Annotated in this window: 14 protein-coding genes; 9 read left to right on the top strand and 5 right to left on the bottom strand. The window is 68.2% G+C overall.

Features of this window, described 5'->3' with window-relative positions:
* The first annotated feature begins 72 nt into the window (after positions 1-72).
* The 4 genes from X946_RS11710 to X946_RS11725 all read left to right on the top strand — a co-directional run bounded on the left by X946_RS11710 (position 73) and on the right by X946_RS11725 (position 5,490).
* The gene (locus X946_RS11710) at positions 73-1,116 is read left to right on the top strand and encodes a Vgb family protein (protein WP_038747460.1); all 1,044 of its coding nucleotides are present in this window, start codon (positions 73-75) and stop codon (positions 1,114-1,116) included.
* 506 nt (positions 1,117-1,622) lie between these two features.
* Positions 1,623-2,942, top strand: coding sequence for an MFS transporter (locus X946_RS11715; RefSeq protein ID WP_038747463.1), 1,320 nt, complete (start codon positions 1,623-1,625; stop codon positions 2,940-2,942).
* 242 nt (positions 2,943-3,184) lie between these two features.
* Positions 3,185-4,075: an amidohydrolase family protein gene (locus X946_RS11720; protein WP_038747467.1), complete on the top strand. Its 891-nt coding sequence runs from the start codon at positions 3,185-3,187 to the stop codon at positions 4,073-4,075.
* A gap of 149 nt (positions 4,076-4,224) precedes the next feature.
* The gene (locus X946_RS11725) at positions 4,225-5,490 is read left to right on the top strand and encodes an MFS transporter (protein ID WP_052145060.1); all 1,266 of its coding nucleotides are present in this window, start codon (positions 4,225-4,227) and stop codon (positions 5,488-5,490) included.
* A gap of 21 nt (positions 5,491-5,511) precedes the next feature.
* Here the strand turns inward: X946_RS11725 and X946_RS11730 are convergent, their stop codons facing one another.
* Positions 5,512-6,399 (bottom strand): LysR family transcriptional regulator, encoded by an 888-nt coding sequence (locus X946_RS11730; protein ID WP_038747470.1) that lies wholly within the window; start codon positions 6,397-6,399, stop codon positions 5,512-5,514.
* Between the two features lie 100 nt (positions 6,400-6,499).
* Between X946_RS11730 and X946_RS11735 the strand changes: the two genes are divergently transcribed.
* Positions 6,500-7,720, top strand: coding sequence for an alpha-hydroxy acid oxidase (locus X946_RS11735; protein ID WP_038747473.1), 1,221 nt, complete (start codon positions 6,500-6,502; stop codon positions 7,718-7,720).
* 115 nt (positions 7,721-7,835) lie between these two features.
* Here the strand turns inward: X946_RS11735 and X946_RS11740 are convergent, their stop codons facing one another.
* Positions 7,836-8,018, bottom strand: coding sequence for a hypothetical protein (locus X946_RS11740; RefSeq protein ID WP_038747475.1), 183 nt, complete (start codon positions 8,016-8,018; stop codon positions 7,836-7,838).
* Positions 8,019-8,031: 13 nt separating this feature from the next.
* On the opposite strand from X946_RS11740, the gene X946_RS11745 reads away from it, so the two are divergent.
* Positions 8,032-8,598 (top strand): GNAT family N-acetyltransferase, encoded by a 567-nt coding sequence (locus X946_RS11745; RefSeq protein ID WP_038747478.1) that lies wholly within the window; start codon positions 8,032-8,034, stop codon positions 8,596-8,598.
* Between the two features lie 180 nt (positions 8,599-8,778).
* Here the strand turns inward: X946_RS11745 and X946_RS11750 are convergent, their stop codons facing one another.
* Positions 8,779-9,399: a LysE/ArgO family amino acid transporter gene (locus X946_RS11750; RefSeq protein WP_038747481.1), complete on the bottom strand. Its 621-nt coding sequence runs from the start codon at positions 9,397-9,399 to the stop codon at positions 8,779-8,781.
* Between the two features lie 107 nt (positions 9,400-9,506).
* On the opposite strand from X946_RS11750, the gene X946_RS11755 reads away from it, so the two are divergent.
* Positions 9,507-10,400: a LysR family transcriptional regulator ArgP gene (locus X946_RS11755; RefSeq protein ID WP_038747484.1), complete on the top strand. Its 894-nt coding sequence runs from the start codon at positions 9,507-9,509 to the stop codon at positions 10,398-10,400.
* Between the two features lie 36 nt (positions 10,401-10,436).
* Here the strand turns inward: X946_RS11755 and fnr are convergent, their stop codons facing one another.
* Together fnr and X946_RS11765 are read right to left on the bottom strand one after the other, a co-directional pair.
* Entirely contained in the window at positions 10,437-11,192 is a 756-nt protein-coding gene (gene fnr, locus X946_RS11760; RefSeq protein WP_038747485.1) for a fumarate/nitrate reduction transcriptional regulator Fnr, read from the bottom strand.
* A 149-nt stretch (positions 11,193-11,341) separates the two neighbouring features.
* Positions 11,342-11,809 carry a universal stress protein gene (locus X946_RS11765; RefSeq protein WP_038747488.1) on the bottom strand — a complete coding sequence of 156 codons (468 nt, stop codon included), beginning with the start codon at positions 11,807-11,809 and terminating at the stop codon, positions 11,342-11,344.
* Positions 11,810-12,266: 457 nt separating this feature from the next.
* Here X946_RS11765 and X946_RS11770 point away from each other — a divergent pair, with 457 nt between their 5' ends.
* Both X946_RS11770 and X946_RS11785 read left to right on the top strand, forming a co-directional pair.
* On the top strand, positions 12,267-12,497 hold the full coding sequence (locus X946_RS11770) for a hypothetical protein (RefSeq protein ID WP_038747491.1): 231 nt from the start codon (positions 12,267-12,269) through the stop codon (positions 12,495-12,497).
* A 660-nt stretch (positions 12,498-13,157) separates the two neighbouring features.
* Positions 13,158-14,738: an aldehyde dehydrogenase (NADP(+)) gene (locus X946_RS11785; protein WP_038747499.1), complete on the top strand. Its 1,581-nt coding sequence runs from the start codon at positions 13,158-13,160 to the stop codon at positions 14,736-14,738.
* The last annotated feature ends 1 nt before the right edge of the window (position 14,739 follow it).

A 14,739-nucleotide genomic window follows, 5' to 3' on the forward strand; every position in this document is an offset into this window, starting at 1 on the left:
AGCGTCGATAAAGGGGCGGCGACCGAACCGCCGGCGCGCTTTGATACCCGTTCATCGGGCAGGGAGGCGAACATGCCGAGGATTGCGAGAGAGCGTTTCGTCGCGGCGGCGCGCAGGGTGCTCGGCAGCGGGCCGGCCGCGTCGCTCGCGGCGTGCCTGGCGAGCGCGATGCTCGCCGTGGGGGCGGCGCGGGCGCAGCCGCCGTCGTTCGATTCGTACGCCGTCCCGGCCGGCAGCGCGCCGCACGATGTCGCGCCCGCGCCCGACGGCGCCGTGTGGTACACCGCGCAGGCGCGCGGCGCGGTGGGCCGCCTCGATCCGCGCGGCGGCAAGTCCGACTGGGTTCCGCTCGGCGAGGGAGCCGCGCCGCACGGCGTGATCGTCGGCCCGGATCGGGCGGCATGGATCACGGACGGCGGCCTGAACGCGATCGTCCGCGTCGACTCGAAGACGCTTGCCGTCACGCGCTTTCCGTTGCCGAAGGAGCGGGCGAACGCCAATCTGAACACGGCCGTCTTCGACACGCGCGGGCATCTGTGGTTTACCGGGCAAAGCGGCATCTACGGCGAGCTCGATCCGGCGAGCGCCCGCATGCGCGTGTTCGATGCGCCGCGCGGGGCCGGGCCGTACGGCATCTGCGCGACGCCTGACGGCAGCGTGTATTTCGCGTCGCTGGCCGGCAACTATCTCAGCCGCATCGATCCCGCGAGCGGCGCGGCGCAGGTGATCGAGCCGCCCACGCCGAATCAGGGCGCGCGCCGCGCGTGGGCCGATTCGACGGGGCGCGTGTGGATCAGCGAGTGGAACGCCGGAAAAGTGGGCGTGTTCGATCCCGCGACGCACCGATGGCGGGAATGGCGGCTGCCCGGTGAGCATCCGCATGCGTACGCGATATTCGTCGACGACCGCGACATCGTCTGGCTCAGCGAATGGCGCGCGAACGCGCTGGTGCGCTTCGACCCGCGCGCCGAGCGTTTCGACGTGTTGACGTTGCCGCGGCCGCACGCGAACGTGCGCCAGATGATGGGCCGTCGGGGAGAGGTCTGGTTGTCCGAATCCGGCACCGATCATCTGCTGCGCTACCGGTCTCGCGCGGCGGGCGACGGAAGCGACTGACGGCGTGCGCCGCCGCCGGAACGGCGCTCGATCGAGTCGCGGGGGCCCTGTCCGGGCTTTTGCGATGCTCGACGGCAACCCGGCCGCTCCCCGGCCGCGCCATGTGCCGACGTTGCCGCGCGCCGCGCATCGCTCGGGGCGACGCGCGGCTTCGCATGAGCATGAGCATGGATGCGTCGCATCGCGGATCGCGCATCGACGATTCTCCCGGCGCTGCATGAAGAGCCGGCGGCTCGCGGAGCGCGAGACGGCCAAACGCTGGCGGCGCGATGAACCCGCGCCGATCTCGACCCGCCCCGTCGAGAACGCGCAGCGCGAAGCCGGCCACGCGCACCGGCCTCCGCCTCGCACAAGACTTTCCACAAAAGCGAACAAACTTGTTCCGATTATTTCGCTTTCTGCGTCGGCTTGCTCCTCTTACCCTTGCCGTACCCGATTGCGCGCCGTCGCCCGCCGCCGGCATTCGCACGCGCAATCGAGATGACAATCGAAACCGGAGACATCACGTGTCGCAAGCCCGCCCCCTTGCAACTGCCCCCTATGCCCGGCCGGCCGGGACCTTCGCCCGCCTTCGCTCCATCTTCAGCGGCTCGGTCGGCAACCTGATCGAGTACTACGACTGGTACGTGTATTCGGCGTTTTCGCTGTACTTCGCCAAGGTCTTCTTTCCGGCGGGCAGCCAGACCGTGCAGCTCCTCAACACGGCGGCCATCTTCGCGGTCGGTTTCGTCATGCGGCCGATCGGCGGCTGGCTGGTCGGCCTGTACGCGGATCGCAAGGGGCGCAAGGCCGCGCTGCTGATCTCGGTGCTCGCGATGTGCGTGGGTTCGCTGATCATCGGCTTGACGCCCGGCTATGCCACTATCGGCATCGCGGCCCCGGTTCTGCTGGTTCTCGCGCGGCTGCTGCAGGGGTTGAGCCTCGGCGGCGAATACGCGAGCTCGGCCACTTACCTGAGCGAAATGGCCGACAAGACGAACCGCGGCTTCTATTCGAGCTTCCTGTTCGCGACGCTGTCGCTCGGCCAGCTGCTTGCGATGGCGGTGCTCGTCGCGCTGCAGCAGTTTTTTCTGAGCGCCGCGCAACTGGAAAGCTGGGGCTGGCGCATTCCGTTCCTGATCGGATCTCTGGCGGCGGGCGTCGCGATCTTCCTGCGCCGCAACATGGAAGAAACGGAATCGTTCGAACAGCATCGGCTGGGCAAGCGCAGCCGCACGCCGGTCGCGGAGCTGTTCAGGCACAAGCGCGAATGCCTGATCGTCGCGGGCCTGACGCTCGGCGGCACGGTCGCGTTCTACGCGTACACCACGTACATGCAGAAATTCCTGGTCAACAGCGCGGGGATGAGCAAGGCGGACGCGTCGATGGTGTCCGTCATCAGCCTGATCGCGTTCGTGCTGATGCAACCGGTGTTCGGCAGCCTGTCGGATCGGGTCGGCCGCCGTCCGCTGCTGATCGCCTTCGGCGTGCTCGGCTCGGTGTGCACGGTGCCGATCTTCAACGCGCTGACGACGGTCTCGACCATGGGCGGCGCGCTCATGCTGATCTCGGCCGCGCTCTTCATCGTCAGCCTGTATTCGTCCGTCAGCGCGGTCGCCAAGGCCGAGCTTTTTCCGGTCGGGATTCGCGCGCTGGGCGTGGGCTTGCCTTACGCGATCACGGTGTCGCTGTTCGGCGGGACCGCCGAATACATCGCGCTGTGGACCAAGAGCATCGGGCACGAAACCTGGTTCTTCTGGTATGTGTCCGCGTGCGTGCTGGTGTCGCTGCTGTGTTATCTGTGGATGCCCGATCCCAAGCAGGTGTCGCGCATCGATCAGGACTGAGTCGGGCCGCGGCGCATGTGATGGCGCGAGCGCGACGAATGTCCGCACCGGATTTCGCCGCTCGCGCATCACGCGGTTTCGATGCGCCGCGAGGGCGATCGCGGCGGACTCACCCGAGTCAGCGACCGTGAAGCGGCGCGGCGGGCAACGGGCGCGCCCGGCGACTCGGCCAGCCGACGCGCACGCGCGACGGGTTCCGCCCAGCTTGCGCAGGGTTCTTCTCACGCAACGAGGACGTAGCGATGACCGGACTTTCCCGCTTTTCCACCGCATCTGCGTGCGCGGCGCCGCTGCCGGATATCGAGCCGCCGCGCTTTGCAATGCCGCGCGGCGCGGTCGACACGCATGCGCATGTCGTCTCGGCCGACCCCGCCTACCGGATGGTCGACGATCGCAGCTACACGCCGCCGCCCGCGCCGGAAGAGAAGTATCTCGCGATGCTCGACGCAACCGGGATGACGTACGGGGTGCTGGTGCAGATCAGCGTGTACGGCACCGACAACCGCTACATGCTCGAGGTGCTCGGCCGGCATCCGCGGCGATTGCGCGGCGTCGCGGTGGTCGCGCCCGGCGTGTCCGACCGCGAACTGGAGGCGATGCATGCGGCCGGCGTGCGCGGCCTGCGCATCAACGTGCTGTTCGGCGGCGGCATCGGCTTCGCGGCGATGGAGACGCTCGCGCATCGCGTGAAGGATCTCGGCTGGCATCTGCAATTCCTCATGGACGTCAAGGCGCTGCCCGAACTCATGCCGCGCATGATGAAGCTGCCGGTGACGGGCGTCATCGATCACATGGGCCATACGCCCGTGGCCGACGGTCTGTCGGCGCCGGGCTTCGTCGCGTTGCGCCATCTGGTGACCGAGCACGGTTACTGGGTCAAGCTCTCCGGCGCGTATCGCATCAGCGAGCGATTCCCGGCCTTCGACGACGCGGCGCCTTTCGCGCGAACGCTGATCGACGATGCGCCCGAGCGCATGGTGTGGGGCAGCGACTGGCCGCATGTGTCGCTCGCGCCGCAGCGCATGCCGAACACCGGCGGTCTGCTCAATCTCGTTGCCGATTGGGCGCCCGACGAGACCGCTCGCCACAAGATCCTGGTGAGCAATCCGGCCCGTCTGTACGGCTTCGCGTAAGAGCGCCCGATAACGGGGGCATGGAGCCAATGGAGCCATGGAGCAAATGGGGCAGTGGGCCGACGGGCCAATGATTCACTGAGGCAATGGGGCCGTGAGGCCACCGGGCGCTTTTCATGCGCCAATCGCCAATGAGGAGGAGACAACACATGAACGGCAACAGCCAGGTGTCGGCGGCCGGCGAAGAACGCTGGTTCGCACGGATGACGGTGGTCGAGAAGCGGACGTTCGTCGCCGCGTTCGGCGGCTGGGCGCTCGATGCGCTCGATTTCATGGTGTTCACGTTCGTCATCGCGACGTTGATCGACGTATTTCACATCGACAAGGCCCAGGCCGGCATGCTGGCGACGATCACGCTGCTGTTCTCGGCGATCGGCGGCTGGCTGGCCGGCATCCTCGCCGACCGCTTCGGCCGCGTCCGCATTCTGCAGTTCACGATCCTGTGGTTTTCCGCGTGCACGGTGCTGATCGGCTTTGCACAAAACTTCGAGCAGATTGTTGTGTTGCGGGCGCTTCAGGGGCTCGGCTTCGGCGGCGAATGGGCGGTCGGCTCGGTGCTGATGGGCGAGATCGTGCGCACCGAATATCGCGGTCGCGCGGTCGGCACGGTGCAAAGCGGCTGGGCGATCGGCTGGGCGGTCGCGGCGATCCTGTACACGCTGTCGTTTTCCATGCTGCCGGAAAATTACGCGTGGCGCGCGCTGTTCTGGGCGGGCGTCGCGCCGGCGCTGCTCGTCGTGTTCATCCGCAGGAAGGTGCCGGAGCCGGAGCTGTTCCAGCGCACGCGCAAGCGCGAAGCGGCAAGCGCGAATCCGATGCCGGCCTGGGCGATCTTTTCTCCCGCTCTCGTCCGGACGACGGCCCTGAGCGCGCTGCTCTGCACGGGCGTCCAGGGCGGCTACTACGCGGTCACGACATGGCTGCCGACGTTCCTGAAGACGGAGCGCCACCTGTCGGTGATCGGCACCGGCGGCTATCTGCTCGTCATCATCGCGGGCTCGTTCGCCGGATACCTGACGGGCGCCCATCTGACCGACCGTCTCGGCCGCCGCGCGAATCTTCTCGTGTTCTCCGTGCTGTCGGGCGCGTGCGTGTTCGTCTATACGCAGCTTCACCTGTCGAACCAGCAAATGCTGCTCCTCGGATTTCCGCTCGGCTTCTCGGCGTCGGGGATCTTCAGCGGCATGGGCGCGTATCTGACCGAGCTTTTCCCGTCCGCGGTGCGCGCGAACGGGCAAGGGTTCGCGTACAACTTCGGACGCGGCATCGGCGCGCTGTTTCCGAGCCTGGTCGGCTATCTCGCGAAAACGGGCGGCCTCGGCACGGCCATCGGCATGTTCGCGGGCGGGGCCTATGTGATCGTGCTGATGGCGGCGCTGCTGCTGCCCGAGACGAAAGGGCGCGAGATTTCCTGACGCGAGCCGCCGTGCGCCCGCTCAGCGAAAATCCGCATGCCGCCGCACCAGCGCCAGCATCGACGGAATCAGCCCGCGCATGTCGCCGCGCCGCCACTGGAACGCATAGTTGAGCGGCGACAGCGGCGGCTCGCTCGTCAATTGCACGAGGCCGCCGCCCGTTCGCGCATCGGCCCAATCGGCGGGCAGGAAGCCGATGCCGACGCCTTCGCGCAGCATGCCCGCCACCGCGCTCCAGTTGTTGCAGGTGATGCGTCGCGGATGGTCGATGCCGCAGGCGAGCAGCCATTCGTCGAGGATGCGCGTGACGCCCGAGCCGGAAGGCAGAATGACGAGCGCATGGCGCGCGATCAGCTCGGGCGTCAACGTGCGTTCGCCGTCGACCAATTTCTCCGCGGCCATCCACGCGAACCGCGCTTCCGCCACCGGCTGCGACAGGATGCTGCCGCGCGACGAACGGCCCGCGACCACCGCGAAATCGAGTTCTCCCGCATCCACTTTCTCTTCGAGCGCCGCGCCGACGTCGACATACGGCTCGAGGATCAACTGCGGATGCAGTTTCTGAACGGCCGCGACGAAGCGAGGCAGCCAGGTCAGCGCCGACAGCTCGCCGACGCCGAAGCGCAGGCGGCCCGTCAATCCCTTGTCTTCCGCGAACGCGTCCTGCAACGCCGCGACGGCTTCCAGAACGCGAACGGCGGCCGGCAGCAGCGTTTCGCCGTCCTCGGTCAGCACGGCGCGGTGGCCGCTGCGGTCGAACAGCGTGCGTCCCACGGCCTGCTCCAGTTCGTTGATCCGCTTGGACAACGAAGAGATCGACAGGTGAAGCCGCTGCGCCGCCGTCGAGAAATTGGCGCAGGTCGCCGCCCAATAGAAGGCGTCCAGTTGCTTGAGCGTCGGAGTTGCCATGGTTCTTCGCTTTTATCGAACGATTTCGTTTGAAGATTATCGCTTTTTATCGATACATCGGCTGCATAGAATGGCAGCGTCGCATCAGGAAAGCCCATAGATGAGCACCCTTACCTCTCCCATCGCGGAAGACGGCCGGCCTGCGGCCAGCACCGGCAAGCCGCCGCGCGTCCTGCACGACGTGCTGAGCCTGCAAGACTTCGAGGCCAAGGCGCGCCGCGCGCTGCCGCGCCCGATCTTCGGCTACGTCAGCGGCGCGGCGGAAGACAACCGCACCCGCGACGACAACCGCGACGTGTTCGACGAATACGGTTTCGTCACGCGCGTGCTGTGCGACGTTTCCCGGCGGCAGCAGGCGGTGGAATTGTTCGGGCGGCGCTATGCGTCGCCGTTCGGCATTGCGCCGATGGGCATCTGCGCGCTGTCGGCCTATCGCGGCGACGTCGTGCTGGCGCGCGCCGCGCAGCGCGCGGGGATTGCGTCGATCATGAGCGGCTCGTCGCTGATTCCGCTGGAGGATGTGGCCGCCGCCGCGCCGGGTACGTGGTTCCAGGCGTACCTTCCGGGAGATGCCGAGCGCATTCGCGCACTGCTCGAACGCGTGGCGCGCGCAGGCTACCGAACGCTCGTGGTCACCGTCGACATTCCCGTGTCCGCGAATCGCGAAAACAACGTGCGCACGGGCTTTTCGACGCCGCTGCGCCCCGGCGCGCGCCTGCTCTGGGACGGGCTGACGCGGCCGCGCTGGCTGCTGCGCACGTTCGCGCGCACGCTGCTCGCGCACGGAATGCCGCACTTCGAGAATTCCTTTGCGACGCGCGGCGCGCCGATCCTTTCCGCCAACGTGCTGCGCGATTTCTCCGCGCGCGATCACCTCAGCTGGGCGCACGTGCGGCAAATCCGCGAGCAATGGCAGGGCGACCTGGTGATCAAGGGCATTCTCAGCGTCGAGGATGCGCTGATCGCGCGCGACGCGGGCGCCGACGGCGTGATCCTGTCGAACCATGGCGGCCGGCAGCTCGATGGCGCAGCGTCGCCGCTGCGGATCTTGCGCGACGTCGTGCAGGCCGTCGGCGACGATTACCCGGTGATGATCGACAGCGGCTTTCGCCGGGGATCGGACGTGCTGAAGGCGCTGGCGCTGGGCGCGCGCATGGTGTTCGTCGGGCGGCCGTTCAACTATGCGGCGGCCGTGGCGGGCGAGGCCGGCGTCGCGCATGCGATCCGCCTGCTGCGCGAGGAAGTGGACCGCAACATGGCGATGCTGGGGGTGAACGGCTGCGGCGAGCTCACGCCCGACGTGCTGATCCGCAAGCGCTGAGCGCGCCGGGGCACGGCGGGCTGCACGGTCGCATCCGCCGTTACGTCGCACATGATGCGTGCGGCATGGCGGAATGCGACGGCTCGCGGCGCTGCGTGCCGTGCCGTGTCGATTCTCACACTGCCGCCGCGATCGCGATTCGATCGTCGGAATTCGGCACAATGCCGCGTCGCATGCGATTCGGCCGCATGCGCCGCCGCTCGGCCTGCGACGTCGCGATCTTTCGGTCGCGAACGCGCCGGGCTGCATCGCTCATCGAGCGTGCCGCGCCGCCGCCGATCGCGCGGCCGCCGCCCAATTCGGATCGAAGGATGAGTCAACCGGCGAATATCGAGACGAACCGTCTGATTCTGCGCCGTTGGCGCGATGACGATGCGCGCGCGTGGGCGGCGTTGAATTCGGACGCCGAAGTCATCGCGTGGCTCGGGCGGCGCGCGCCGATGACGCTCGCCGACGCGCGCGACGACATCGGCCGCTTCGACGCGCATTTCGATGCGCACGGCTTCGGCCCGTGGGCCGTCGAAACGCGGGCCGACGGTGCGTTGATCGGCCTTTGCGGGCTTCGTCGCGTGCTCGAGGGCGGGCATCCGATGGCGCCGTGCGTGGAAATCGCGTGGCGGCAAGCGCGCCTTGCGTGGGGGCGCGGATACATGACGGAGGCGGCCCGCGCGGCGCTCGCGGATGCGTTCGGCGATCATCGGCTGGCCGAAGCATTCGCATGGACAGCCACCACGAATCTTCGATCGCAACGCGTCATGACCCGGATCGGCATGCAGCGCGCGGCCTCGCGCGATTTCGACCATCCCGCGCTTCCCGAAGGACATTCGCTGCGCCGGCATGTCGTGTATTGCATTCGGCGCGAGACACCGCATGCCTGACGGATGCGCGCCGCGGCGCAAGTCACGCCCTGGCGCGTCGAACTTCTCGATTCAGCCGATATTCAGCCGATATTCAGCCGATACGAGGCGCGTGCGCGGCCGATCCTGCACGCACGGCTTCGTTCGCGCGCGAGCGCCGCTCGCTGCGCATTGCGCGACCCGGCGCGCGCAGCCGCGCCGTCACCTCAATTGCACCGCGGCGAGAAACAGCACCATGCCGCCGATCGCGCCGTCGAGCACGCGCCATGCGAGCGCCCGCTTGAACCACGGCGCGAGCAATCGCGCGCCGTAGCCGAGCGCGACGAACCAGATCGCGCTGACCGCCATCGCGCCGATCGCGAACGCGCTGCGCGCGCCTTCCGGTTCGCGCGCGCCCGCCGTGCCGATCAAGAGGAACGTGTCGAGATAGACGTGCGGATTGAGCCACGTGAACGCGAGCGTCATCAGCACGATCGGCCATGCGCGCTGCGCGGGCGGCGCGACGGCCGCGCCCGTTGCGTCGAGCGTCCCGTGCCCGGGCTTGAACGCGCGGCGCAGCGCGCTCAGGCCGAACCACGCAAGATACGCGAGGCCGACGTACAGCACCGCGTGAACGAAGGTCGGATAACGCTCGACGAGCACCGATGCGCCGCCGACGCCCGCGCCGATCAGGAGCATGTCCGACAGCGTGCAGAGCAGCACGATCTTGCCGACGTGCGAGCGCATGATTCCTTGCCGGAGGATGAACGCGTTCTGCGCGCCGATGGTGACGATGAGCGATGCGCACAGCATCGCGCCGTGGGAAAAAGCGATCCAGTTCATGTTCGTTGCTGATTCAGGCGATGGACTAATGGAACGAGAGGCGCTAGTCTGCGGTGATCGCCTGAGTAAGAAAAGCTAAATCATCTAATGCGGATTAAGGAAAACTGATGCTCGACTACGCGTTGCTCGATGCGCTCGCCGAAGTGATCCGCCACGGCTCGTTCGAGCGGGCGGCGAAAGCGCTCAATGTGTCGCCTTCCGCGGTGTCGCAGCGCGTGAAGCTGCTGGAGGAGCGAGTGGGCAGCGTGCTCGTCAAGCGCGGGCAGCCGTGCGTCGCGACGACGTCGGGCGCGCTGCTGTGCCGCCACACCGAGCGCGTGCGCATGCTCGAAGCCGAATTGTCGGCGCACGTGCCCGGATTCGCCGGCGCGGCAACGGGGCCGTGGCCGACGCTGCGCGTCGCCGTCAACGACGACAGCGTCGCGACCTGGTTCGTCGATGCGGTCGGCCCGTTTTGCGCGGAGAGCGGCACGCTGCTCGATCTCGTGATCGACGATCAGGACTACACCGCCGAGCGGATTCGCGACGGCAGCGTGCAGGGCGCGGTGACGGCGCTCGCCGAGCCGATCCAGGGCTGCCGTTCGACGCGCCTCGGCCGGATGCGCTATCACGCGGTGTGCTCGCCCGCGTTCCACGCGCGCTATTTCGGCAACGGCGTCAACCGCGACGCGCTGCGGCACGCGCCGTGCGTGATGTTCAATCCGAAGGACAGCCTGCAGGCGCGCTTCATCCGGCGCGTGACGCGCGTGGATCTCGATCCGCCGCAGCACTGGATTCCGCACGTCGCGGGCTACCTGCGCGCGTGCGAGGCGGGGCTCGGCTGGGGCATGTGTCCGGAGCGGATGGTCGAGCGTCAGATCGCCGCGGGCGAGCTCGTCGATTTGTCGGAGGGAAGAAGCATCGACGTCGAGCTCTACTGGCAGAGCTGGCGATTGTCGATCGGCTGGCTGGACGAGTTCAGCGCGGCGCTCAAGGCGAGCGCCGCGCAGTTTCTGGATTGATTCGGCGCGAGGAAAGGCGCGACGGCGGGCGCGGGATTACAGGCGATGCAGGCCGTCGAAATCGACGATGCGCACCGTCCGGCCCTGCATCTCGATCAGGCCGCGCTTGTGGAACTTCGACAGCGTGCGGCTGACCGTCTCGAGCGTCATGCCGAGATAGCTGCCGATGTCCTCGCGCGTCATCCGCAGGTTGAATTCGTTCGGCGAATAGCCGCGCTTCATGTAGCGCGACGACACGTCGAGCAGGAACGCCGCGACGCGCTCCTCGGCGTTCAGCGAGCCGAGCACCATCGTCTGCGACGTTTCGCGAACGATCTGCTCGCTCATCAGCTTGTGCATGCGCAGCTGCATCGTGCCGGCTTCCGAGCACAGCGTCTTCAGCGCGCTGTACGGGATCACGCAGACCGAGCTGTCCTCGAGCGCGACCGCGGTGCGCGGATGCGCGTCGTCGCAGATGCCGTCGAGGCCGAGGGCTTCGCCCGCGAGGTGCAGGCCGGTGACCTGTTCGCGGCCGTCATGGCGCGTCGCGATGGTTTTCAGCGATCCCGAGCGGACCGCGTACAGGTTGTCGAACGAGTCGCCTTCGCGGAACAGCGTCTCGCCGCGTCGAACCGGGCGGGCGCTGCAGATCACGGATTCGAGGCGCGCGAGCGCTTCGGGCGCGAGCCCCTGGGGCATGCAGAGGTGACGCATCGCGCACGTCGAGCAGTGTGCGGCCTGGCGCGGCGCCCACGTGCTGGTGGCATGGACGGGAGCCGCGGCGGCGGCGGGTCGGGCGACGGGCGTAAGCATGATGAATGACTCTGAGGTTGAATCGGTAAAGCCATTGTCCCATCGCGGGCTAAGCCTGTTTAGCGACAAAACGCCGCGACTCCCCGTGCGATTTCCTTGTTCGGCCGCAACGCGTGGTTGCGGCGAAACATCGCAGCCGTTGCGTTCGATCAGTGTTCCCGATCTTCCGGATGCGCGGCGGCCGGGATCAGCAGCACGGGCAGCGCCGAGTGCCGCACGCACTGTTCGGCGACGCTGCCGAGCACGAGCCGCTTGAAACCGCGGCGGCCATGCGTGCCGAGCACGAGCAGGTCCGCGCCGAACGCTTTTGCGCCTTCGGCGATGAGCGACGGCACGTCGGCGAGCGACGTCGCCTCGCCGATCTTCAGCGCGCCCTTCACGCCGGCTTCGTGCATCTTCTGCGCGAATTCCTTCGCCAGATCGTTGCCCTGCTGAAGCAGTTGCGTGCGCAGGATCGACGGATCGTAGCCGGGCACGTTGTAGTAGATCGCGGCGTTCTCCACGACGTAGAAGGGCTGCAGCTCCGCGCCGCTCGTCCTGGCGATGCCGAGCGCCGCGTCGAATGCGTGGCGTGCCGTTTCGCTGCCGTCGACTGCGACAAGAATGCGCTGATACATGATGTCTCCGTGGTGCGGTTGAGAAAAGATCGGCCGTTCGGCCGGCTGGGTTTGACGACGTCTTTTTACAAAGTAAACGATTACTGACCAGGGCGCAGCGAACTCGATACACAGCGATCCGGCGCGGCGAAGTAAACGCGGCGCCGGACTTTTCAGGATTCCGTCGGTCGCGGCGGATTTTTTGCGCGCGATCGGCGTATCGGCCGGATCGGTTCGCGTCGCGTGTCGCGGCGCCGTAATAGACTTGGCCGAGCCCCGGGCACGTTCGCCGAGCGGCGCGAATCGATGCTGGTTTGAAACGCGTCGGGCGAGAGCGTTCCCGACATTTCTTACGACGATCGACGAAGGCCGCGTGCGAGCGCCGAGGCCGCATGCGCAAGGGCGCGGCCGTCGCGCCCGTCCGCCGCCCGTTTCGTTCCGTTTCGTTCCGTTTCGTCCAACCGGAAAAGGAGGACACATGCCGTATGTCGCGCTCGAGGTGTTGACCGAAGACGCCAACCGGTACGCGCTGCCGGACCTGATCGGCGTGGGCGGCGCTTCGCCCGATGTGCCGCATGTCTGCGAGATGCTGCTCGCGGACGCCCAGTGGCCGACGATTCAGGCATATCTCGATCGGCAGGAGCTGCCTTACAAGTTTGCGCGGCCGAGTACCGGGCGCAGAGTCGGGAGGAACAATCCGAGCTGGTAGGGCGGCGGCCGCGGCGAAGCGGGCCGATCGCCGGCCGGTGCGGGCGATGCCGGCGGCGGCGCGGGTGTCGTCGCCGTCGCCGTCCTATCGCTCGCGCAGCCGATGGGCGGCGCGCCGTCGGCGCAGGACGTATCCGCAAATCGATTCACGCCGGCGCTTGGCGGACGAGCGTCGATCGTCGGCGTTCGTTCGGGCCGGCTTCTCGTTCGCCGAGAATCCCGGAAAGCGTTGATTTCCGAAAACGCGCGTGTATTCCGCGGCATGCGCTCATGTCCGCGATTCGCCGTGGCAGATGCCGTTCGCGTCATGTGAACGGATCGTATCCGTCGCGCCACGTCGGCCCCGGGAACCTGCTGCATCGCTTGTTCGCCGCGATGGCGGCGTGCCGCGCCTTATCGTTGCGCGCGGCCTATCCCGCGTTCGCATGCCGACTCGTTCGCCGCCGGCCCAGCCCGCTCCGCCTGTCCGCGCGCCGATTCGAGCGAAGCGGCGCGCCGCGCCGTCTGGCACGATAATGCGATTCGCGTGTACCCGATCGGCGCGGCCCGTCGAGCCGCCCGATCGCACTGACTCGTCCGATTCACCCGATTCGCCTGCGGGCGGCGCGCGCGGCATCGCGCCGCCCGCCGCCCTCGGCAGATTTTTCAATCCGGAGGAAGCATGCAGATCACTGGGGAGATGTTGATTGGCGCGACCGCAGTGCGCGGCACCGAAGGCACGATGCGCGCATTCGATCCGACGCACGACGTCGAGCTCGAGCCGGCGTTCGGCGCGGGCGGCGCGGCCGAAGTCGATCGCGCGTGCCGCCTTGCGAGCGCCGCATTCGATTCCTTTCGCCAGGCGCCGCTCGAGACGCGCGCGCGCTTTCTCGAAACGGTTGCCGAGCGCATCGTCGGGCTCGGCGATCAGTTGATCGAACGCGCGCATGCGGAATCGGCGCTGCCCGTCGCGCGCCTCGAAGGCGAGCGCGCGCGCACGGTCGGCCAGTTGCGGCTCTTCGCGTCGGTGGTGCGCGAAGGCCGCTGGCTGAGCGCGACGCTCGATTCCGCGCAGCCCGAGCGCAAGCCGCTGCCGCGCGCCGATCTGCGCTTGCAGAAGATTCCGGTCGGCCCCGTCGCCGTGTTCGGCGCGAGCAATTTTCCGCTCGCGTTCTCGGTAGCGGGCGGCGACACCGCGTCGGCGTTCGCGGCCGGCTGCCCGGTCGTCGCGAAGGCGCATCCCGCGCATCTGGGCACGTCGGAGCTCGTCGGGCGCGCGATCCGGCAGGCGGTCGCCGATTGCGGTCTGCACGACGGCGTGTTCTCGCTCGTCGTCGGCGCGGGCAACGCGATCGGCGAGGCGCTCGTCGCGCATCCGGCGATCAAGGCGGTCGGCTTCACCGGCTCGCGCGGAGGCGGCATCGCGCTGATGGGCGTCGCCGCCCGGCGGCGCGAGCCGATTCCGGTCTTCGCGGAAATGAGCAGCGTCAATCCGTTCTTCGTGCTGCCCGGCGCGTTGCGCGCGCGCGGCGCGACGATCGCCCAAGGCTTCGTCGAATCGCTGACGCTCGGCGTCGGACAGTTCTGCACGAATCCCGGGCTCGTCGTCGCGCTCGACGGGCCGGACCTGAAGGCGTTCGTCGACGCGGCCGCGCAGGCGCTCGCGCAAAAGGGCGCGCAGACGATGCTGACCTCGGGCATCGCGTCGTCGTACGAGAGCGCGGTCGCCGCGCGCCGTGCGGCGACGGGCGTGAGCGAAGTCGCGCAGGGCGTGCGCAGCGACGCGCGCAACGCCGCGCTGCCCGCGCTGTTCACGACGACGCAAACGCAGTTCGCCCAGGACCCGCGGCTCGAAGCCGAGATCTTCGGGCCGACGTCGCTTGTCGTCGTGTGTCGCGACGTCGGCGAGATGATCGCGCTCGCCGAGCACATCGAAGGGCAGTTGAGCGCGACGCTGCATCTCGAAGACGACGATGTCGAGCTGGCGCGCAAACTGTTGCCGACGCTCGAGCGCAGGGCGGGCCGCATCGTTGCGAACGGGTATCCGACGGGCGTCGAGGTTGCGCACGCGATGGTGCACGGCGGGCCGTTCCCGGCGACCTCGGATTCGCGCAGCACGTCGGTCGGCGCGCTCGCGATCGAGCGCTTCCTGCGGCCCGTCTGCTATCAGGACTTGCCCGCGGCGCTGCTGCCGGCCGCGCTCGCCGACGCGAATCCGCTCGGCCTCTGGCGCTTGCGCGACGGCCAGCTCGGCAGGGAGTGAA

The organism is Burkholderia sp. ABCPW 111 (genome assembly GCF_000773065.1).
GTDB lineage: Bacteria > Pseudomonadota > Gammaproteobacteria > Burkholderiales > Burkholderiaceae > Burkholderia > Burkholderia savannae.